Genomic DNA, 21,472 nt, shown 5'->3' with positions numbered 1-21,472 from the left:
GACTTGATGGCGCTCATTATAGCGCCTGAGTTTTTCGCGTCAATGTCTTTTTTATCAAACACTTAGCAAAAACCCACTAGGGCTAGTCTAGCCTAACGAACCTTGAAAACAAATAAATCTGTTTGCAAAACTCTAAGGAAAGACTTCCGCTACCTAGACGCACCTAATGGTCTCGTCCTAAGCAGCGGAGGTGAATTATACGTAGATCAAAACAGAATGCAAGGGGTTTGGTAGTTTTTTTACTTTCTAAGTGAGTTCACGAAATTTTTACATTAGAGAAGCCCGCGTACCTTACCAAGACCAGCAAGGATACATGCTATAGTTAGCTTTCTTATTTCAAGTGCTCTATCCAGAGCATGCCTATTTGCCTTTATTGTGGATGCTGCGTGAGTTTATGCTGCAAAATAATGCTTTACTCCAGAAATTAAAACAGAACCTGCGCGATACAACCCCCAGTGTGGAAGGGTTAGTCAAAGGGACAGATAAAAGTTTTGGCTTTTTAGAGGTTGACGCAAGTACAAGCTACTTTATTCCACCACCACAAATGCGTCGCGTGATGCATGGCGATAAGGTACGTGCTTATGTCCGTACTGAAAATGGCCGTGATTCAGTAGAACCTTTTGAGCTAGTCGCCCCCGCACTGGAACGTTTTATCGCTCGAGTACAAAAGCGCGAGGGCAAGCTAGCTGTTGTGCCTGACCACCATGCGATTCGTACTCAAGTGAGCTGCCGTATCGCCGCTGAGGCCAAATGTCAACAAGCAGATTTACAAGAAGGTGATTGGGTCGTAGCCCGCTTGCTCAGCCATCCCTTACCAGAGAAGAAAAACTTTTTCTTTGGTGAAGTAGTACAAAAAATTGCCAGTGCTGAAGACCCCTTTGCCCCTTGGTCAGTGATTTTAGCCCGCCATCAATTGCCACACCAAGCACCTGATTTACAAGATTTACCGCTTCCTAGCTTAGAAGAACTTGCCGTAGGACGTACGGATTTAATCCATCTGCCATTTGTCACGATAGATAGCGCTTCCACCTTAGATATGGATGATGCACTCTATATAGAAGCTAAAGCGGATGGGGGCTGGAAACTACAAGTCGCCATCGCTGACCCAACTGCTTATATTCCTTATGGCACACCTTTAGACCAAGAAGCACAGCAAAGATGCTTCAGTTTGTATTTGCCTGCACGCGAAATTCCTATGTTGCCAGAGGCCCTCAGCCATGATTTGTGCTCATTGCGTGCCCAGCAAGTTCGCCCTGCGTTAGTCTGCCAGCTGGAGCTGAATACGCAAGGTGCCATCGAACAGCATACATTTCAGTTGGCACTAGTGCAGTCACAAGCCAAGCTAGCTTATGATCAAGTTTCTGATTGGCTAGAAAATACAGGAAGTTGGCAGCCTGAAACGCCTGAACTTGCAGCACTTTTACATACCCTCAACGATTTTGCACAAGCACGCTTACAATGGCGTACACATAATGCACTTGTGTACCCAGATCGTCCTGATTACCGTTTTGTCTTGGATCCACAAGGTCAAGTTACTGAAATTAAAGCAGAATATAGACGCCAAGCTAATCGTTTGGTAGAAGAAGCTATGATTGCTGCTAACCAGTGCGCCGCCAGCACCTTAGCCGCCGCACAAAGCACAGGCGTGTTTAACACCCATACAGGTTTTGCCGAAGAGCAATTACAACAAGCCAAAACCCTGTTAGTGGCCCATGGCTTGTATGACGCACAAATGCCAGCAGAAACACTCAATACCCTAGAAGGCTTTCTGCAAGTTCGGCGCGCACTGGCACAGCATCCTCAGGGTGTCTGGCTTGAGCAAAGATTGCGCAAATTACAAAATTATGCAGAGATTCGTGCACAAGCGGATACTCATTTAAGTATGGGCCTGCCTGCATATGCCACTTGGACCTCACCGATTCGCAAATATGGCGACATGCTCAATCACCGACTGCTTAAGCAAAGCCTTGGCCTAGCAGAAAGTGATTTAGTGATTGATGAAGCCTTGCTTGCACAACTGAATGAAAGACGTCGCCTAAACGCGATGGCAGAACGGGATGTACGCGACTGGCTTTACGCACGTTATCTAAGCCAGCCAGAACAACTGGCTTGTAAGCGTCCTGCAGAAATCCTAGATATTTCCCGCGGGGGCTTGCGTGTCCGTTTACAAGATATAGGTGCCACTGCCTTTATGCCGGCGTCTTTAATTCATCCTAACCGAGATGAAATTGTTGCCAACCTAGAGGAAGGCACCTTGCTGGTGCAAGGTCAGGTCCAATATCGTTTAGGAGATACTTTAGAGGTACAACTGCAAGAAGTGCGCGAAGAAACACGCTCAATTATTGCACGCCCTTTTGCCTAATCGCGAAGGTAGCACACACAAAAAGGCCGCGATAACAGCGGCCTTCTTGTTAGTTAGCCTTTAGATACGATAACGGCGCACATTCTGGCTTAAATAAGAGGCTACTTCTTGCAAGGCTTGACCACTGGCAGCGGTTTCACTGGCCCCTTGTGCTGCATCCTCCGCAATACTACTGATACGCGTGATATTCACTGAAAGCTCATCTGTCGTTGCTGATTGCTGCTCAGTTGCTGAAGCAATTTGCATATTCATATCATGAATCATACGCATCACCTCAGCGATACGCTCTAGCACCTGACGTGCGCCCTCTACCTCTTGTACACTTTCTTGTACACCCGCTTGACTGGCATGCATACGCTTGACTGCACTTTCAGTGAGGCTTTGCAAACGTGTAATCGTCCCTTCAATTTCCTGTGTAGAAGAGTGTGTCCGATTCGCTAAAGTGCGCACCTCATCAGCAACGACTGCAAAGCCGCGACCATGTTCACCTGCACGTGCAGCTTCAATCGCAGCATTGAGTGCCAACAAATTGGTTTGATCTGCAATTTCACGAATCACATTAATCACATCACCAATTTCTTGACTGCCTTTTTCTAAGGTGGTGATTTCCGATGCAGCTTGTTGAATTTCTTGTGCTTGTTTATGAATGGCACCCACGACTTTTTCAATCACACTCAAGCCTGTGGTTACCTCATCACTTCCACTTTGTGTTGCATCGGATGCTCTTTGTGCGTTAGCGGCTACTTCAGTCACAGTGGCACTCATTTGGTTCATGGCTGCAGCCACAAGCTCAATTTCTGCGCGTTGTTGTTCAACCCCCTCTAAAGCACGCTGACTATTCATACTCATTTGGCTTGCAGAAGCTGAGAGCTCATCACTGCGTTGATTTAAATCTTGCACAAGCGTACGCACTTGCTCAGCAAAGGTATTAAACGCCCGCCCGAGTTGTGCCACTTCATCATGACCTTGTACTTGCAAACGGCGTGTTAAATCGCCATCACCATTGGCAATCGCTTCCAAGGCTTCCACAGCATCTTGCAAAGGCATAGCGACATGACGCGCGACAATCACAATCAAGACCAAAATAATCAGGGCACCACCTGCCCCTAACATGACAATATCACGTACCAACGCTTGTGCATCTTGCATCACAGTATCTAGGGGGATAGCAATCGACATATTCCAATGTTCTTGCGTACCGGTCAGTTTGATCGGCTCATTCAAAATCAGAGTATCACCTTGCATCATTTCGGTATGACGTATCACCTCGAAGGAACGCCCCTCACCCATCGCTTGTATAATCCGTGTGTGGTCTTCGCCCATCACGTCTTGCTCTGTATCTGCCGCATTTTTACCTAAGCGTTGTACATCTGGATGAGCAACAATCACCCCTGCTTTAGTAAATAAAGCAGCAACACCAGTACCATAAGGCTTCACACGTGTGACCTGAGTTTGGATTTCATCAATCAGCATATCCACGCCGACCACTCCAAGGAAACGCCCGTTTTCTATGATAGGTAAGACCAAGGAGGTAATTAAACGGTCTTCACCTGCAATAGGGTAAAAGTAAGGATCTAAAATAACAGGACGCTGGCGTTGCTTTGCAAGCTGATAATAATCACCATCACCGGGCTGGGTATAGTTTATCAAGGCTTCAACTTGGATTTGCCCTTGCCCATCACGAAACCAATAAGGAATATAACGCCCGCTAGCATCAGTTGCTGAGGTATTTTTTAGCTGATCATCCCGTTGATCAAACGCATTGGGTTCCCATAGGGACCAACTGCCAATTAAATGCGGGTGATCTTGTAAATGCTGTTTTAAAAATTGGTCAAACACCTGACGGCGTTCTTCTATAGGTAAGACATGACGTGCTTTAGCAGCACTTACTAAGCCCGTTAAGGCTTTCATTTCACGGATCAAACCACTGATGACCTGTTGGCCTTCCAACTGAGCAATGCGGTGTGCATCATCTGTGGCTTGCGCTAAGCTCGCTTGGCGTACTTCCATGTTGACAACCCAAGTTAAGCCAATCAATACCAGAAGAACTACAGGCAGTAAGGTCACAAGAAGCTTACGCACCATAGAGAGGGAACTTAGCATTATATTATTCTCCAACCGCTTAAAATCAGTCACGAAAATACAAAAATTTTTGCTTATTTTTAGCAAAAGAAAACGGTCGTTTTATTCATTCAATTAATTCTGCTGTACACAAAGATTTTTGTATAAAAATCAGCATAAAATATTTTGCAGTGCTAATAAACTGATTTTTATACAGGCTTCACTTACAAAGACTTGACATCCTCCCCGCCCTAAAGGACGGGGATTCCCTCTTCAGGACGCTCATGCCCGAGCGCAAGCATGTTCTTGGCCGCGTTCACATCGCGGTCGTGCGTGACACCACACGCACTGCAAGTCCATTCTCTTATTCCAAGCCCTGCGATACCTTTCGGCCTCTCATTGGGCAAAGCGCCACAATGCGAGCAGGTTTGGGTGGTGTACGACTCGTTAACCTCTTTAAAAACAATGCCTGCGTGATCGCATTTGTATTTCAGCATGGTTTTCAGCATCGCCCAGCCTGCATCCTGCACAGACTTGGCCATGGTGGTTTTGGCTAACGCGGATGATTTTACATTACCAACGTAGATTTCACCGCAGCGGTTCACCAGTTGGCGGCTGAACTTGTGCAAGGCGTCTTTACGTCGGTTGGCAATCTTGGCGTGAATATTTTTGACCTGTTTTTTCTTTCCGGCCCGTTGCGCCATCGCCAACTTCGGTTCTAAATCACGATAGAAGTGGCCTGCTTCCAGCTTGGTGCCATCAGAGCAGGTCGCGGTGGTTTTTAAGCCAAGGTCGATACCGATTTTGTCTTGACCTGCGGGTATCTTTGCTTCCACCTCAACCACCACATTGAAGTACCAGCGCCCACGGGCATCTTCGTTAAACGAACCTGTTCGGAAGCTGTATTGCCCCAAGCCGTAGCTGTCCCAGACTTTAAAGTAATGGCCATTGTGGTACACCTGTCCATTTTTCCACTTCGCCATACCGGTATTGATTGGAATCCAGCCCAGTGAGCGTCGCACACCGCCAGATTTGCGCCAGTTTAAGCGATTCTTCTTAAACTGCTTGCGGCGGGTAGCGTACTCAGCCCCAACCTTCTGAACTGTATGGCTGTGCAACCCTAATTCTTTATGCGCACCCTGGGTGTACTTCTGAATGTCGTAGGCGGACAGGAACACACCCCGTTCCTTGATGGAACGGTGACTCAGTTCATTGATATAGTTCCAAACGAAGTTAACCGACCGAGCCATTTGATTAAGCAAAGGCCGGTGCTTGTCTCGGACGCGAACTTTTAGAGTCTTGGTGTATTTCATGCCTTCAAGTATACATAAAGAATGTGCTATAGAGTCCAAGTGACTACGCCGGTAGCCTTGGGGGTGTGCCTATGTCAGTGATATGCAATACATTGAACAACAAACCCAACCCCATTAAGGGAAGCTGACGCCTCCCTGCGCTACCCTTCACTCAAAGTACGGGGCTTGTCGCGCATTTTGGTCAAAAACTCCTAAGTCACATACTTTTACAAGGAGATTCCTTCCCCATTAGACTTTAGTCTATTGCGGACGCATCGCTGGGAATAAAAGCACATCACGAATCGATGGACTATTGGTCAATAACATTACTAAACGGTCAATCCCAATGCCTTCACCTGCCGTTGGCGGTAACCCATATTCTAATGCGCGTACATAATCAGCATCATAATACATAGCCTCGTCATCGCCGGCTTCTTTTTCTTGTACTTGTGCAGCAAAGCGTTCTGCTTGATCTTGAGCATCATTTAACTCAGAAAAACCATTGGCAATTTCACGCCCACCGACAAAAAATTCAAAACGATCAGTCACAAAAGGATTTTCGTCATTACGACGTGCCAAAGGTGACACTTCGGCAGGATATTCGGTAATAAAAGTAGGCTGACGTAGTTGATGCTCAGCAACCTGCTCAAAGATTTCCGTTTGTACCTTACCCAAGCCCCAAGAAGCTTTCACGCCAATCCCGAGGTTTTTTGCCAATTGAGACGCGCTTTCCAGCGTTGCCAATTGTTCTGCTTGAATATTATCGCCATAAGCCAGAATGGCTTCTAACAAAGTTAGGCGTTTAAATGGCTGGCCAAAATCATAACACTCGCCCTGGTATTCTACTTGGGTTTGACCTAATACTTCTTGCGCTACCTGCTTTAACATAGCTTCGGTTAAATCAATTAAATCCTTATAATCTGCATAGGCTTGGTAGAACTCCAGCATGGTAAATTCTGGATTATGGCGCGTTGATAAGCCTTCATTACGGAAATTACGGTTAATTTCGAAAACTTTTTCAAAGCCACCTACGACCAAGCGTTTTAAATATAACTCAGGCGCAATACGCAAATACATATCCATATCTAACGCATTATGATGCGTGATAAAAGGACGTGCGCTTGCTCCACCTGGGATCACTTGCAGCATAGGGGTTTCTACTTCCATAAAATCCCGCTGCGTTAAAAACTCACGAATCGAACGAATCACTTGTGCGCGTATTTGAAACGTTTTGCGACTTTCTGGATTGACAATTAAATCCACATAACGCTGACGGTAACGCATTTCCTGATCTGCTAAACCATGAAATTTATCCGGCAATGGACGCAAGCTTTTTGTCAGTAACTGGCAGGTTTCTATATGCACATATAAATCACCTTTACCCGATTTATGCACAGGACCAGACGCCGCCACGATATCGCCAAGATCCCAAGTTTTAATCTCTGCGCGGGTCGCCTCGTCCAAGCTTTTACGATCAACATAGAGTTGAATCTGCCCGCTCATATCTTGAATCACCATAAAAGGTCCGCGCATACGCACAATGCGCCCAGCCACTTTTGCAGCTCGGTTTAAAGCTTCCAAGCTGGCTTTATCTTGTTCACCGAGTTCAGCTTGCAATTCAGCGGCCAAAGCATCTCGACGGAAATCATTAGGAAAAGCTTGTCCTTGTTGACGTCTTTGCTGCAACTTAGCACGACGTTCAGCAATCAAGCGGTTCTCATCTTGCTGCGCATGTTCAGGGGCGGCATCTTGGGTCATATCATCTACTCTTTACTTATCATCAGTGAATAAAGTGCGCAAAGCACAGATTAACGGCTTGTGATCCTTATAAGCCTTGTTTCAAGCTTGCTTCGATAAAGCGGTCCAGATTGCCATCGAGTACCGACTGGGTATTGCGGTTTTCCACCCCAGTGCGTAGGTCTTTAATCCGTGAATCATCCAAAACATAAGAACGTATTTGGCTCCCCCAACCGATATCTGCTTTAGAATCTTCTAACTTTTGTTTTTCAGCATTGCGCTTGTGCATTTCCAACTCATACAGCTTGGCTTTGAGCTGCTTCATTGCAAAATCACGGTTGGCATGTTGCGAGCGCTGCGATTGGCAAGCCACGACCGTATTGGTAGGCAGGTGGGTAATACGCACGGCAGACTCAGTACGGTTCACGTGTTGGCCTCCTGCACCGGAAGCACGATACACATCCACGCGCAAATCTGCTGGGTTAATTTCGATATCAAAAGAATCATCGACTTCTGGTGCCACAAACACAGACGCAAAGGAGGTATGCCGACGTCCACCAGAATCAAAAGGACTTTTCCGCACTAAGCGATGTACGCCGGTTTCAGTACGCAACCAACCGTAAGCATATTCGCCTTCAACACGAATCGTTGCGGATTTAATTCCTGCAACTTCACCATCGGATAATTCGACAATTTCGCTTTTAAATTCATGCGCATCTGCCCAGCGTAGATACATACGCAATAACATGCTGGCCCAATCTTGCGCTTCTGTGCCTCCTGAACCCGCTTGAATGTCCAAATACGCATGATTGGCATCCATTTCACCAGAGAACATACGTCGAAACTCTAGCTTGGCAAGCAGGCCTTGCAAACGTTCTACCTCGGTACTAATTTCCTCGACTGTATGCGCGTCGTCTTCGGCCACGGCCATATCTAATAATTCACGCGCATCTGTCAAGCCTTGTGCAAGCTCATCTAGCGTATGGACCACAGCTTCTAGCTGGGCACGCTCACGCCCCAAAGCTTGCGCACGCTCCGGTTCATTCCAGACTTGAGGATCCTCAAGCTCACGGCTGACTTCTTCTAAACGCTCTTGCTTATGAGCATAGTCAAAGATACCCCCTTAAGACTTGCCCACGTTCATTTAAGTCTTTAATGAGGTTTAAGATAGGATTAATCTCTAACATAAATATCCGTTGAATAGTAAAGTAACTGAAAAGACGCCCACCCCAAAAGGCTTGCGAACCCAGTATTTTAGCTAAAGGACTCGCCTTCGGCTATCCTGCCAAAATACGCACTTTGCATGCATCCTTTGTGCTGATTTCCAAATTAGAGACCCTTGTATGTTAGAAACACGTGTCTACACCCAAAAAGAGCAGCTTCATATCCAGCTTGGTTATTGCCATGTGCAAATCCCTTTAAACCAAGGACAAGCCCTACGCGATCAGCTACAACACCAATTATTACACGCTTTAGAAGATACACAGACCAGCTCACCTGAAGCACAACAGCATCTACAGCGTTGTGGTTATTTTTTACAAGTCGCTTGCCAGTTTGATGAAGAGGGTTTTCGTACTCTATTACAAGAAATCGACTCGGCTTTTTTAGCCAAGCTGGTACGCTATGCAAGGCGTGAATATCCGCGTTTTGTTGAGCGTTTACAAGAAACCATGAATGAACGTGCTTATGCGCAATTAGAAGAACAAGTGCTTAATTTAATACCTGTTTCACTCAAGGACCTCGTGCGCTTATTACAGCAGTTACAACATATTCTTACCCTAGTAGCAGAAGGGCGTGTGATTCCACAATGGCCTCACCCAGAGTTTAATGCACAAGCCGCCCAAGAGCAGGTACAAAATTTATTGCCCTATTTTAAAAGCTTGGCCGATTTACCTCCAGCAGACAGCCAAAGATTTCTACAGAGTCTAGAAAATGAACATCTCACACAAGTTTTGGTGCTGGCACGTCAATTTAACCAATCCAACTTAATGGATAAATTAAATCAATTTTTAGGCCAAGAAGCCTACGACCAGTATTATTTACTAGCGCAACAGTCTGTTGATTTACCTTTGTGGGAACAAGCACGTGTTTTAGATACTTTAGTGACGCCTACCTTACCTAAAAATCAACAAGCTGTCAGTAAAACCCCACCACCAGCGCCGCTTGATCCAAAATTAGCGCAAAAAGCCAAGGCTTTTTTAGATCAGTTGGCGACTTTAAATCCAAGTTTAATTCAAAGTTTGCTTAAACAAGTCAGTCGCCAAGAAATGGCTCATTTATATCAAGCAAGCCAGCAGGTCGAAAGTCAAAAATTTCAACAAATTCTTACACGGATTTTACCAGAAAAACTGCGTCAAACCTTGGCAAGCCAAGGCGCACCTGATGGACGCCAGCTCGCACAACTTTTACAGAATCTCAATTTAAAAATTAAAGCGCTACGTCAAGCAGCGAATAATCAATAATGGAGAAACACTTCGTGAACGATGCATTAACTTTAGGCATTCATCGACAAGAATTAGCGTTTAAAACCCCTTATATGAGCTGCTATATTAGCTTACATGATGGCTTGTTATTGTTAGCTGATTTAGATACCCAGTTAGGCATCGACAAAAAAAGTACTGATGTCGCTTTGCAGGGGGTTTATCGTCAATTACTACTTTCTTTATTCTTATTACCTGCCAAAACGCAACAGCTTTTGTTCCGTAATGCTAGTGATGAAGCTTTGGCTTGTTTGCTACGTATGTTTAAAGCCTCAGATATTGAGCGTCAGTTATTAAATTGCATTTCAGCACGCCGCGCACAAGTGGCACGTGAAGACCCCTTATTTGCTGGTTTAGAGATGCCTTCTAAAGAAGATTTACGCACTTGGCTGGCACCTTTTTTTGATTTTTTGATGAATGAAGTCCATCAAGGAAAAATCAAGCTACTTGATCCTAAAGGGGTTTATTATTAATGAGTGTTATTGGGTTGCAAATGCAGCCCGATCTACACAGTTTTTTTGAAAAGATATTTTATCAAAACTATCGACAATAACATTAGTGCAAGCAAGGATGAAATCCCGCAAAATTTAACCTACTGGGCAAAACAATGAGTTTTAAATTTATTGATCTATTCGCAGGCATTGGGGGTATTCGTTTACCTTTTGATGAGATAGGGGGAAAATGTGTTTTCTCCTCAGAGATTGATCAATTTGCTAGACAAACCTATCAAGCAAATTTTGGTGAGCAGCCTCATGGTGACATTACCGCAATTCATCCAAGTGAAATACCTAATTTTGACTTATTACTAGCAGGATTTCCTTGTCAACCCTTCTCGCAAGCTGGCCTCCAGAAAGGTTTCGAAGATACGCGAGGGACTTTATTTTTTTATATTGCTAAAATAATCGAGTACCATCAACCTAATATCGTTTTGCTAGAAAATGTTAAAAGATTAAAAACGCATGATAAAGGTAGAACTTATCAAGTGATGCAACAGACACTGGAAAGTTTAGGCTATCATGTTGCAAGCAAAGTGCTCGCAGCCAAGGATTTCGGTGTTCCTCAAAATCGTGAGCGTATTTACATATTAGCCTTAAAAGGCCAGCAAGAATTTATTTTTCCAGATCCGATAAGAAAAAAAACACAAGTCGGTGATATTCTAGAAAAAAGTGTTGATGCTAAATATACTTTATCCGATCGTTTATGGCAGGGGCATCAAAGGAGGAAACTTGCACATCAAAATAAGGGCAATGGCTTTGGCTATGGCTTATTTACCGCAGAATCTCCATACACGAATACCATTTCTGCACGTTACTATAAAGATGGATCAGAAATTCTCATTGATCAGGGACACAATAAAAATCCTCGGAAAATCACCCCGAGAGAAGCCGCTAGATTACAAGGTTTTCCAGAGAACTTTAAAATTGTCGTTAGTGATGTACAAGCCTATAAGCAATTTGGTAATAGCGTCTGCGTGCCTGTCATTCGCGCACTGGCCAAACAACTTAAGCCTTATCTTCTGCACTTACAGACTTAAAAGATAAAAAGCACCAACCCTATGACTCTTGATAAAATGAATGGGGAAATGTTGCAAACCTCTCTATTTTAATAAGAGATATTCCCACCCTATTGTGTGGGAGTATCCAATTTATAGATGGCCATTTATACCAGAAATAGACTAAGCCAATAAATTAGGTAGAGCGCCTACATTAGGGAATTCTTCACGTAATACATCGACCCACACAAATTTATCCGCATCTAGGCACTTTTCCCCATCCCAACGATACGCCACCAAGCGGCCATACTTTACTGCGCTATAATCCACACAAGCAATATTCGGTGCCATCACCGCAGGGATGCCTTCACACCAATAATGCCCGATAAATAAGGGCGCTTGATCAAGTGCATAATAAGCCAACTGTTGCTTTTCAAATACACTTAACATTTGGTCTTCTAAATCATCAGGTAAATTATCTGGTTGAAAAATCACATCACCATAAGTTTGTGGATCACGCGCCCAAAAATGGGCACGGAAAGCACGGCGCACAAAACCATCACCACTACGAATTTCCATACCTTCAGGTAAACGTAATAAAATGCCGCGTGTCAGACGTTCAATAACCTGATAAGCGAAAGTGCCCTCATGTACCGATTCATGCAATAGAGACTCGTTAAGGTAAACACTGGTATAGGCCTGCCAATAGCGTTCAATCAAGCGGGTATCCCAACAAGCATGTACCACACGAAATTGCCCTTGATCTAAAAACAAGGGCAGTTCCATAAACCAACCAAGAAAATGATCCCATTCATCAGGATAATTCGCAAATTGCGACAAGGTTTCAATAATCAAACGATTATTACGCGGGCTATGCTCACGTAAAAAATCCGTTCCTTGGCGATTACGACGGCAATAGGTGATGGCATTGTATTCGTGATTACCCATTACCATCCAAGCCTCGCCCGCTTCCACCATAGCGTACACAGTATGCAAGGCTTCGCGAATGCGTGGACCACGATCGACAATATCCCCTAAAAACACCACTTTACGGCCTTGGGGATGCCGGTAAACCCCTGAGCGCACACGATAGCCTAACAATTCAAGTAGGCGACAAAGGGTATTTCCGCATCCGTGTACATCTCCGATGATGTCATAACCAACATCTTTGGGTAACTCAGGTAAGGTCCAAGGGCTAGACATGCTCACACCTCGCGGATTAGGAATCCATTTGCAGGCTGCTCCAGCCTAATTTGGTCCGGCAAATTTCGTAATAATTATGTCCCAGCGGATGGATTAAGCGCAGTTTATGCGGCTTTTTGCGGATATAAAGAATATCTCCAGGTTTAGCCACGATATGGGTTTGCCCATCACAACTGACATGCGGGTAAGTTTCATTATGATCACTGATATGGATTTTAATCTCGCTATTACCATCGACCACAATCGGGCGACTTGATAAAGTATGCGGGAACATAGGCACCAGTACGAGAGCATCCAGCTTAGGATGCATAATAGGTCCGCCACCAGACAAAGCATAAGCAGTTGAGCCTGTGGGGGTGGAAACAATCAAGCCGTCTGATCTTTGGCTATAAACAAACTGACCTTCAATAAAAAGATCAAACTCGATCATACGCGCAGATTTTCCTGGATGCAGCACCACATCATTGAGCCCATCGGCATGACCAATAGGCTCACCGTGACGATACACATGCGCATCGAGTAAAAACCTATGCTCCTCAACATAGTGACCACGCAAGACTTCGCCGACTTTTTGCTCGACTTCTTCTGGGGAAATATCCGTTAAAAACCCTAAACGCCCACGGTTGACACCTAACACAGGGGTACCTGCACGTACCAAAGCACGCGCGGCACCTAACAAACTACCATCACCACCGACTACAATGACAAGGTCGCACATTTCTCCCATCAACTTACGCGAAGCTTCTTGTAAACCATGCCCGAGCATTACAGTCGCCGTTTGCTCTTCTAGGATCACGTTATAGTGGTTATCTGTGAGAAAGCGAATCAGGCGCTTCAGCGTATCCACGACTTTTGTGCTTCCCAAGCGACCAATCAGGCCAATATTTTTAAAGTTATCCATGGGTATGCGTACCTTGGGCGCAGTTAACGAAGGAGAGGCTATTATGCAAATTCACTACCGGATCGGCAATCTTTGTGCATGATTAGCCTGGATGTGCCATCTGACTTTCATGGGCTAAAAGATATTTTTTAATCTCGAGACCACCAGAATAACCGCCCAAACTGCCATCGGCACGAATCACCCGATGACAAGGCACAAGCAAAGGCCAAGGGTTGCGTCCATTCGCTTGTCCGATCGCGCGCGCACCTTGAGGACAGCCCACTGCTTGCGCTAATGATTGATAAGACACCTTATGGGCGTAAGGAATTTGCAACAAGGCCTGCCAAACCTGATGTTGAAACTCAGTTCCCACAGCAGCCAAGGGTAAATCAAACACCTGTAACTTGCCTTGCGCATACGCAACTAACTGCTGATAAGCAGCCTGAGCGAGCTTACTAGTTTTTTGAGGTCTTGGTGGCTCTATTTGCGCAGGTGTTAATCGCTTTAATTGAACTTGAACAATCGCGGTGGGCGTACACTTTAGCTGCACAAGCAGGCGTGCTCCCTGAGGTAGGTCGACAATGCAATCGCTCGTTTCTACAGCTTCAACTTCAGAAAAAAGTCTTTTTAATTGAATCACTTATACACCACTTTATTGAAATAGATAAGAAGATGTCAGCCCAAGACAAAGGCTTTATGCTATTCTGCCTAGCATGATTGACACGAAAAGACGTGTGATTTTTTTGCGATAGGAAGTGAGTATGTTAAATGATTTTGTCATTGTAGGTGGCGGTGTCATTGGTTTGATGTTAGCCCGTGAGTTAAGCCAAGCAGGGGCCGGTGTAACCTTAATTGAGCGCGGTGCCTGCGCTCAAGAATCTTCTTGGGCAGGCGGCGGTATTGTCTCGCCCTTATACCCTTGGCGCTACTCAGATCCTATTACTGCTTTGGCCTCTCTTTCACAAGCAGCTTATCCCAAACTGGCCGCCGAGCTTTTACAAGAAACTGGCATAGATCCTGAACTACGCACAGAAGGCGCTTTATTTCTACGGGTTGCCGATCAAGCCGAAGCCCTCGCTTGGGCACAGGCCCAAGGCAAACGTATGCAGGTGGTCGATAAGGCCTTTTTGTATGACCGTGAACCAGAAGCCGCCCCCCATTGCGAAAGCGCTTTATGGATGCCAGATACCGCTAGCATTCGCAATCCAAGGCTGGGACAAGCGTTAAAACGTTCCTTAGAGCTCAATCCTCGAGTGCGTTTACTCGAAAATACCGAAATTCGTGCCTTACGAATTCAAGATGGTGAAGTTCTAGGTGTAGAAACCGCTCAAGCGGTCTTTAGTGCACGCAAAGTGATTTTAGCAACTGGTGCTTGGACAGGGCAGCTTCTGAGCGATTTAGGAATTCATTCGCAAATTCAACCAGTCCGTGGGCAAATGATCCTCTTTAAAGCCGTGCCAAACCTTGTACGAGGTGTGGTACTAATGGATGGGCGTTATGTGATCCCACGTGCCGATGGACGTATTCTAGCGGGCAGCACCCTAGAATATGTAGGTTTTGATAAGCAAACCTGTGAAGAAGCACGCCTTTCTTTGCAAGAAACGGCGTATCGTATCATCCCTGCTTTGGCCGATTTCCCGATTGAACACCATTGGGCGGGTTTGCGTCCTGGTTCCGTTGACGGCATTCCTTGGATTGGCGCGGTTCCTGGTTACCAAAACCTCTACATCAATGCAGGGCATTTCCGCAATGGTTTAGTGCTCGCACCAGCGGCAGTACGCCTATTAACAGAGACACTACTCGAGCGCCCCACCAGTCTTGATCCAGCCCCTTACTTACCCAGCGCGCGTATTCAAGCCGCGCAACCTTGATTTTAAGAGGGATTTTTTATGGCCGTCAGTAGTGCTTTGACTTCTTTTACCTCAGGCAATGCCAGCGATTTAGTCGCTAGTCTCACCCCAAGTGCAGGTTTCAATTTACAAAGTGCCAGCCTTTTAGGTGGCTCAGCAACTAGCTATACCCCATCTATCGCCTTCTATGATGGCTCTATTGATAGCTTAGGGTTGGGGGCTGGTTTTGTCATGACCACAGGCAGCGCCCTAATTCAAAATACCAACACCAGCTCAGGTTTTTCGCATCAGCTCGGCAATGCCGGCTATGCCCCCATGCAAAGTGTGGTCGAACAAACCTATGGTACAGCCATTCCCATTTATGATACGAGTGTGCTTGAGCTCACCTTTGATGTCGAAACTGAATATGCTTACGGCTTACGCCTCGATCTTGTGCTGGCGTCTGAAGAATATCCAGAATTCACTCAAGGCCAATACGCCGACTTGGCCGCTTTGGTCATGAATGGCACCAATTACGGTTACTTTAATCAAGCCGGTTACCCAAATAAAGATCAGCCATTAAGCATAGCGACCGCGTCCAAGTATCCTGAGCTCTTTATTAATAACAACCAGCAAACTAGTGCTACGCCAGAGACAAGCACGGATACGGATTCTGATAGCAGCACAGAGACACCAAACGCCACAGAGACAGAAGATACCCCAGATAATACCGGCGATTCAGGCAACACCTCAGGCACAGGTAGCTTATTGGGGCCTGGTGGTTGGGGATCCATTCTCGGGGGTGGCAATACGAACACAACAGACAATAGCGGCACCAGTGGTGGCTCTTTGATAGGTGGCGGTACAGGCAGCGGCTCAATTGGCGGCGGTGGCGTGATTGTGGATGATGGGAGTTCTGATAGCAGTCCTATCCCGATCGAATATGATGGGATTAGCCAAGTACTCAGCTTGTATTTACCGATTAAAGCAGGCACGAATCAATTGCAAATCGGTATTACAGACGTCGGTGATGCCTTATTTGACTCGGCACTGTTTGTTTCCAATTTACGCGTGCTCGCATGGGAAAAGGATCCGACAGATACAGGTGAAGATACCACGAATGAGGAAACTCCCAGCGCTAGCCAAACTGTGAGTGCGCAAAGCGTGCAAAGTTTTTTGATGACGCATTTAGCACAAAGTGCAGGTGTAGTGCAGGCTTTAGCAGGCGATGCACAAGACAATCAAATTCTAGGCACCAGCACTAATAACCATATTGATGCAGGTGCCGGCAAGGATGAAATCCGCCCACTCAGTGGCTATAACCAAGTGCTGGCAGGTGCAGGGGATGATTTGATTTACTCAGGAGAGGGCCATAACAGTATTTATGCTGGCGCAGGCTGGGATACAGTGCGCTATAACCAAGATTTGTCACAAATCAAGCTCAGTTATCAAGGCAACCAAGGTTGGCAAATCCAACACGCACAAGGCACAGATGCCTTACTTGGAGTAGAAGCGATCCAGTTTACCGAGCAGAGTTTGCAGCTCAACCCGCTGACAGTGACCACTTCTTCCGCGTTGCTCAGTACGGGGCAAGCAGATGTATGGCAAATCAATCAAGCCCCCGAGCTAGCGGTACTCAACGCCGGTTTAGGGGCAGATACTTATCAGTTTGGTCAGGGTGCGCAAGGTTATTTGAATATCAGTGACTTATTTTCTAGCAATCACATCCAGTTTGATGCCAGTTTAGCCATCACAGATCACCAAGTCTTTGATAATCGTTTGACCCTCAATTTTGATTCTGGGCTGACTCTCGCAATCGAACATGCCGACCATCAAAGCTATGCCTATGCCGGCGTGCAGGATCTGCAACTTTCAGAGTTACTTGCCTTGGTTGGCGCTTAATTGCGCACGTAAAGCCGCTAACACAGGTGCGCTGTGCGGGCGCACTTGTCGCCATAGATAAAAGGCTTCCGCAGCTTGCTCAACCAACATCCCCAAACCATCTGCGACCTGGCCTGCACCTGCTTGCTGCGCCCATTGCATAAAGGGCGTGGCCTGTGCGCTATAGACCAGATCATACGCAAGACTTTTTGTTGTGAGTAAGCTCGCTGGCAAAGTGGGCATTTGGCCACTTAAACTCGCAGACGTTGCATTGATCACCACATCAAAGGCCGCCATCTGATCTAGAGTATCCAAAGCACTTGCACTCAAGGGACCAGTAAAGGCTACCACTAAAGCCTGGGCTTTTTGCGGGGTCCGATTGGCAATATGCAAAGTGTGCACCCCTTGTTCTAACAAAGGCTGGATGATGCCACGCACTGCACCACCAGCGCCCAAAATCAGTACACGCTTATTGGCTAGGCTATAGTTGAGATGGGTTTGAATATCCCGTACCAAGCCGACACCATCAGTATTATCCCCTTGTACTTGACCACTTTGCTGATCCACAATCAGGGTATTGACTGCCTGCGCTTGCTGGGCACGTGTCGATAAGGTATCACAGACACTGAGCGCCTCTTGCTTAAAAGGCACAGTGACATTCGCACCACATCCACCTTGAGCCACAAAAGTACGCCAACTGGCTGCAAATCCTTCTAACGGCGCTAAAATAGCCTGATATTCTAGGTTTTCCTGGGTTTGCTGAGCAAACATTCGGTGGATTTGTGGTGAGCGACTATGGGCTATCGGATGACCAAAAACAGCATACTGATCCATAACACATTTCCTTGATCATTAAGGGGTTGGGTAGGTTGTAAACATATCCAATGCCAGCAATTCCTGTGCACTCACGGGCCGACTAAACAAATACCCTTGCAAACGTGGACAGCCCAAATCAGCGAGCATTTGTTGTTGTTCGACGGTTTCGACCCCTTCTGCAACCACATCTAAGCCCATCGCCTTGGCCATGGCCAATACCGCAGAGACTAAAGCGGCATCACTGGTATCTTCTGGCAAATCTTTCACAAAGTTACGGTCAATTTTCAAGCCATCAAAAGGAAAACGCTTTAAGTAACTTAAAGAAGAATAGCCTGTACCAAAATCATCCATCAGCACGCTCAAGCCTAATTCTTTCAACTGGTGCAAAATGCACAAAGTACGGTCAATATCATCCAGCAATGCGCTTTCGGTAATTTCCAATTCGATCCAATCTGCCTGCACAGCTTCATCTTGTAAAATCTGTTCAATGCGGCTAACCAAATCCGTTTGCCGGAAATCTAGCGCGGATAAATTGACCGAAATACGCAGATTAATCCCTTGTTGACGCCAGATTTTTGCTTGGCGGCAAGACTGGCGCAGAACCCAAGCAGTGACTTCTAAAATCATCCCTGTCTCTTCCAATACAGGAATAAAAACCACAGGGGAGACCACACCTCGCGCTGGAGAATGCCAGCGCAATAAGGCCTCGACAACAGCACACTGTGTGTCACTTACGCTAATTTGCGGTTGATAAAATAACTCAAACTCGCCATTCATTAAGGCTTGGCGCAATTCATTTTCCAGTGCCATGCGCTCTTCTAACGCAGCGGCCAGCTTCATATCATAAAAACATGCGGTTGAACGCCCAAGGCGTTTGGCCTCATACATGGCCAAATCAGCTTCTTTTAATAACTGACGCGCACCTAAGTGGGTTTTCTTATGTAAAGTGATCCCGATACTCACAGTTAAAAAGAGATCATACCCTCTTAACTCAAAAGGTAATTCAAAGGCATTGAGCACCCGATTGGCTAAGGTATTCACACTGGCTTGATCTAGCTCACCTTGGACGAAAAGTACAAAATCATCGCCACTTAAACGTGCCAATACACCGTCAATTTCTACAAAAGTGCCCAAACGATCAGCAACAGCGCAGAGCAACTCATCACCTAATTCATGACCGAGACTGTCATTAATCGTCTTAAAATGATCCAAATCGATATACAAAAGAGCCAAAGTGGGCGCGGGTGTTTGGTTAAGGACGCGCTCTAAACATGTCAGTAAATACGTGCGATTATGTGCGCTGGTGAGAATATCGTGATACGCCAGATAATCTAGTTTTGCTTGCGTACGTTTGCGCTCACTGACATCACGCACAATTAAAATAAAGTGTGGATTCCCATCCACTTCAGCGGCAGCACTGGTGACCTCGGCATCAAAGTTCACCCCACTCACATGCACGCCAAGACTTTCTTGTGTGCTCGTACGTGTTTCTTGGTGATACGTTTGTGGATGCAAATTTGGCAAGGGGCTTAATAACTCGGCTAGAGGCTTTTGATGTAACTGGGCAGGTGCTAAACCAAATAATTGCTGTGCCGCAGGATTGCTATTGGTAATCGTCAAACTCGCGTTGACCACAATAATGGCATCAGGTGAGCTGGTCAAAATAGCACGCATTCTCTGCTCACTTTCTACAATGCGCTGACGTTCGGCTTGGATCTGCTCGGCAAGCTCATTAAAGGTCGTGGCAAGCTGGCTAATTTCATCTTGCCCATCAAAATGGACGCGCGCTTCATAGCGACCTTGTGAGACAGACACCGCACAGGTATCAATTTTAGCAAGACGCTGGGTAATCCAACGATGAATCAGCACCATCAATACCAAAGCCAGCGCCACTAACACCCCAATTGCTTCCAGCGCTTGTACGACAGCGGCATACTGTACGTTTTTCATTAAATAACTAAAATCCAAACGCACAACCAGCACACTATCAGCAGCTAGGGTGTAACTTTGTTGACGTAATGGATAATAAGATAAATAAGTATGGGTACCGATTTTTTGCAGCTGATGACGTCCACTCGCACGGGTTTTATTTAAATAACTTGCATCAAATTGTAATAAATTTAATTCATTAATCTTTTGACCACGCCAAGCTAAACGGGTTGAAGCCTGTACTTGGTTATGTGCATCGGCAACAAAAGCCCATTGAATGCCTTCAATGGTGCCTAAATCGGCTAATTCCATTTCCAAATCCGCAAAACGCCCTGCACGCAAATGGTCATTAAAACTGCCTTGTTGCAAAGCCAACATCTGATGCACAGTGCTTAACCACTGATAGCCAGTATTAGAAATACTTTGCGGAATATGAAACACAAATAGATATAAGGCAAAAAACAAACCCGTACTTAATAAGAGGGCAGGAAATTTCCAACGTAATGACAGTGATGCCCACATAACTAGCGCTCCACTTGCTCAAGTAAACCCGTTTCAATCACGCCTAAATCAGCTTTTGGATTTAGCAAACGTCCTTGCTGATAAAGATAAGTGCGTACTTTTTGTAAGCTCGCCTCTAGTTGGCCTTGCGTAAGCAAGGTGCGATTGAGCGCCAAAGTGCCCATTTGCATCCCTTGTAGACTTTCTTTTAACGCAGCCGCATTAATATTTAAACGCCGCATTAAAGCAGCGTCTTGTTGATAAGGCTGTAACTCCCATAAGGTCAAAGCTTGGAACCAAGCAGTTAACAGGGCTTGAATATGGCTTTCCCATGCCTGATTTTCTTGACGCCGAATCACTAAAATATCGACCACTTCGTTGGGAATATCCCGAGTATCAAATAATACCTGATATTGGGTTTCTGCTGCTAAATGGGCGACTTCCGAAGCAAAAGTAATCACAGCATCTACTTTTTTTTCTGCAAATGCTTGCATATGTTTATTCACAGGTAAGGTAACCACATGAACATCATCAGGATTTAATTGATTGAGAGTTAAAAAGCGTTTTAATAAATATCCACCTAGTGCCGTCGCCTCTACGCCAATTTTTTTTCCTTTTAAATCTTGTGCACGGGTCAAGTCTGGTTGGCTAATTAATAAGTCAGCACCTAAGGAAACATCCGCAACTAATAAAATATCTAAAGCTAATCCAGAATCAGCCAACAATAAGGCTTCATCTAAAGTGACAGCTGCAGCATCTAAAATCCCATTACGCAAAGCACGCATCACTGCTAAGGTGCTGGGATATTCTACCAACTGAATCTGCTCTCGTTGCAGGTGGCCTTGTTCATCTGCAAGATACAAGGGGGCATAGCCAGGCCAATGATTAGCCCCTATTTTTAAAATAGGTTGGGGCTTTTGCATACAGCCGACCAACAAGCCTAAAATGCTAAGCACCAATACCCCTGTGCCTAGTCTAGAAAGAAGATTGCGAGCCATAAACACCCTCA

Annotated in this window: 16 protein-coding genes; 6 read left to right on the top strand and 10 right to left on the bottom strand. The window is 45.7% G+C overall.

Going from position 1 to position 21,472, the window contains the following annotated elements:
- The first annotated feature begins 364 nt into the window (after window positions 1-364).
- On the top strand, window positions 365-2,362 hold the full coding sequence (locus BMX05_RS11865; RefSeq protein ID WP_218139051.1) for an exoribonuclease II: 1,998 nt from the start codon (window positions 365-367) through the stop codon (window positions 2,360-2,362).
- A gap of 60 nt (window positions 2,363-2,422) precedes the next feature.
- On the opposite strand, the gene BMX05_RS11860 is transcribed toward BMX05_RS11865, so the two are convergent.
- The 4 genes from BMX05_RS11860 to prfB form a co-directional block, all read right to left on the bottom strand.
- A complete protein-coding gene (locus BMX05_RS11860) occupies window positions 2,423-4,465 on the bottom strand; it encodes a methyl-accepting chemotaxis protein (protein WP_093312359.1) in 2,043 nt (680 codons plus the stop codon).
- Between the two features lie 209 nt (window positions 4,466-4,674).
- A complete protein-coding gene (locus BMX05_RS12820) occupies window positions 4,675-5,736 on the bottom strand; it encodes an RNA-guided endonuclease InsQ/TnpB family protein (protein WP_093312355.1) in 1,062 nt (353 codons plus the stop codon).
- 240 nt (window positions 5,737-5,976) lie between these two features.
- Window positions 5,977-7,473, bottom strand: a complete 1,497-nt coding sequence (lysS, locus tag BMX05_RS11850) for a lysine--tRNA ligase (protein WP_093312352.1) — start codon at window positions 7,471-7,473, stop codon at window positions 5,977-5,979.
- Window positions 7,474-7,540: 67 nt separating this feature from the next.
- A protein-coding gene (gene prfB, locus BMX05_RS11845) for a peptide chain release factor 2 (protein ID WP_143051971.1) occupies window positions 7,541-8,639 on the bottom strand; the annotation gives its coding sequence in 2 pieces (ribosomal slippage) (window positions 7,541-8,563 and window positions 8,565-8,639; 1,098 coding nt in all).
- Between the two features lie 156 nt (window positions 8,640-8,795).
- On the opposite strand from prfB, the gene BMX05_RS11840 reads away from it, so the two are divergent.
- The 3 genes from BMX05_RS11840 (at window position 8,796) to BMX05_RS11830 (ending at window position 11,466) form a co-directional block, all read left to right on the top strand.
- Complete coding sequence (locus BMX05_RS11840; RefSeq protein ID WP_093312344.1) at window positions 8,796-9,914, top strand: hypothetical protein; 1,119 nt, start codon at window positions 8,796-8,798, stop codon at window positions 9,912-9,914.
- A 14-nt stretch (window positions 9,915-9,928) separates the two neighbouring features.
- A complete protein-coding gene (locus tag BMX05_RS11835) occupies window positions 9,929-10,405 on the top strand; it encodes a hypothetical protein (RefSeq protein ID WP_093312341.1) in 477 nt (158 codons plus the stop codon).
- A gap of 134 nt (window positions 10,406-10,539) precedes the next feature.
- Complete coding sequence (locus BMX05_RS11830; RefSeq protein WP_093312336.1) at window positions 10,540-11,466, top strand: DNA cytosine methyltransferase; 927 nt, start codon at window positions 10,540-10,542, stop codon at window positions 11,464-11,466.
- Window positions 11,467-11,607: 141 nt separating this feature from the next.
- On the opposite strand, the gene BMX05_RS11825 is transcribed toward BMX05_RS11830, so the two are convergent.
- From BMX05_RS11825 to BMX05_RS11815, 3 genes are all read right to left on the bottom strand, one after another.
- Window positions 11,608-12,627: a metallophosphoesterase gene (locus tag BMX05_RS11825; protein ID WP_093312332.1), complete on the bottom strand. Its 1,020-nt coding sequence runs from the start codon at window positions 12,625-12,627 to the stop codon at window positions 11,608-11,610.
- 16 nt (window positions 12,628-12,643) lie between these two features.
- On the bottom strand, window positions 12,644-13,528 hold the full coding sequence (locus BMX05_RS11820) for an NAD(+) kinase (protein ID WP_093312328.1): 885 nt from the start codon (window positions 13,526-13,528) through the stop codon (window positions 12,644-12,646).
- 82 nt (window positions 13,529-13,610) lie between these two features.
- Entirely contained in the window at window positions 13,611-14,147 is a 537-nt protein-coding gene (locus BMX05_RS11815) for a methylated-DNA--[protein]-cysteine S-methyltransferase (protein ID WP_218139050.1), read from the bottom strand.
- A 121-nt stretch (window positions 14,148-14,268) separates the two neighbouring features.
- Between BMX05_RS11815 and thiO the strand changes: the two genes are divergently transcribed.
- Window positions 14,269-15,378 carry a glycine oxidase ThiO gene (gene thiO / locus BMX05_RS11810; protein ID WP_093312323.1) on the top strand — a complete coding sequence of 370 codons (1,110 nt, stop codon included), beginning with the start codon at window positions 14,269-14,271 and terminating at the stop codon, window positions 15,376-15,378.
- A gap of 18 nt (window positions 15,379-15,396) precedes the next feature.
- Window positions 15,397-17,238 carry a choice-of-anchor L domain-containing protein gene (locus tag BMX05_RS11805; RefSeq protein ID WP_093312319.1) on the top strand — a complete coding sequence of 614 codons (1,842 nt, stop codon included), beginning with the start codon at window positions 15,397-15,399 and terminating at the stop codon, window positions 17,236-17,238.
- On the opposite strand, the gene aroE is transcribed toward BMX05_RS11805, so the two are convergent.
- The 3 genes from aroE to BMX05_RS11790 are packed head-to-tail and all read right to left on the bottom strand — an operon-like array spanning window position 17,215 to window position 21,461.
- Window positions 17,215-18,051, bottom strand: a complete 837-nt coding sequence (gene aroE / locus BMX05_RS11800) for a shikimate dehydrogenase (RefSeq protein WP_093312314.1) — start codon at window positions 18,049-18,051, stop codon at window positions 17,215-17,217. The genes BMX05_RS11805 and aroE overlap by 24 nt on opposite strands.
- 18 nt (window positions 18,052-18,069) lie before the next feature.
- Window positions 18,070-20,484 carry an EAL domain-containing protein gene (locus BMX05_RS11795; RefSeq protein ID WP_093312309.1) on the bottom strand — a complete coding sequence of 805 codons (2,415 nt, stop codon included), beginning with the start codon at window positions 20,482-20,484 and terminating at the stop codon, window positions 18,070-18,072.
- Between the two features lie 2 nt (window positions 20,485-20,486).
- Window positions 20,487-21,461 carry an ABC transporter substrate-binding protein gene (locus BMX05_RS11790; RefSeq protein WP_177166901.1) on the bottom strand — a complete coding sequence of 325 codons (975 nt, stop codon included), beginning with the start codon at window positions 21,459-21,461 and terminating at the stop codon, window positions 20,487-20,489.
- Window positions 21,462-21,472 lie beyond the last annotated feature (11 nt).

This window comes from Allopseudospirillum japonicum (assembly GCF_900108915.1).
Classification (GTDB): domain Bacteria; phylum Pseudomonadota; class Gammaproteobacteria; order Pseudomonadales; family Halomonadaceae; genus Pseudospirillum; species Pseudospirillum japonicum.
Note: the sequence above shows the minus strand (reverse complement) of the source record. Positions and strands in the feature narration are given on the sequence as shown.

What these genes read in the sequence shown, in the direction of transcription:
- BMX05_RS11860 (WP_093312359.1), bottom strand. Translation starts at nt 4,465, where the DNA reads ATGCTAAGTTCCCTCTCTATGGTGCGTAAGCTTCTTGTGACCTTACTG.
- BMX05_RS12820 (WP_093312355.1), bottom strand. Translation starts at nt 5,736, where the DNA reads ATGAAATACACCAAGACTCTAAAAGTTCGCGTCCGAGACAAGCACCGG.
- lysS (WP_093312352.1), bottom strand. Translation starts at nt 7,473, where the DNA reads ATGACCCAAGATGCCGCCCCTGAACATGCGCAGCAAGATGAGAACCGC.
- BMX05_RS11840 (WP_093312344.1), top strand. Translation starts at nt 8,796, where the DNA reads ATGTTAGAAACACGTGTCTACACCCAAAAAGAGCAGCTTCATATCCAG.
- BMX05_RS11830 (WP_093312336.1), top strand. Translation starts at nt 10,540, where the DNA reads ATGAGTTTTAAATTTATTGATCTATTCGCAGGCATTGGGGGTATTCGT.
- BMX05_RS11825 (WP_093312332.1), bottom strand. Translation starts at nt 12,627, where the DNA reads ATGTCTAGCCCTTGGACCTTACCTGAGTTACCCAAAGATGTTGGTTAT.
- BMX05_RS11820 (WP_093312328.1), bottom strand. Translation starts at nt 13,528, where the DNA reads ATGGATAACTTTAAAAATATTGGCCTGATTGGTCGCTTGGGAAGCACA.
- thiO (WP_093312323.1), top strand. Translation starts at nt 14,269, where the DNA reads ATGTTAAATGATTTTGTCATTGTAGGTGGCGGTGTCATTGGTTTGATG.
- BMX05_RS11805 (WP_093312319.1), top strand. Translation starts at nt 15,397, where the DNA reads ATGGCCGTCAGTAGTGCTTTGACTTCTTTTACCTCAGGCAATGCCAGC.
- aroE (WP_093312314.1), bottom strand. Translation starts at nt 18,051, where the DNA reads ATGGATCAGTATGCTGTTTTTGGTCATCCGATAGCCCATAGTCGCTCA.
- BMX05_RS11795 (WP_093312309.1), bottom strand. Translation starts at nt 20,484, where the DNA reads ATGTGGGCATCACTGTCATTACGTTGGAAATTTCCTGCCCTCTTATTA.
- BMX05_RS11790 (WP_177166901.1), bottom strand. Translation starts at nt 21,461, where the DNA reads ATGGCTCGCAATCTTCTTTCTAGACTAGGCACAGGGGTATTGGTGCTT.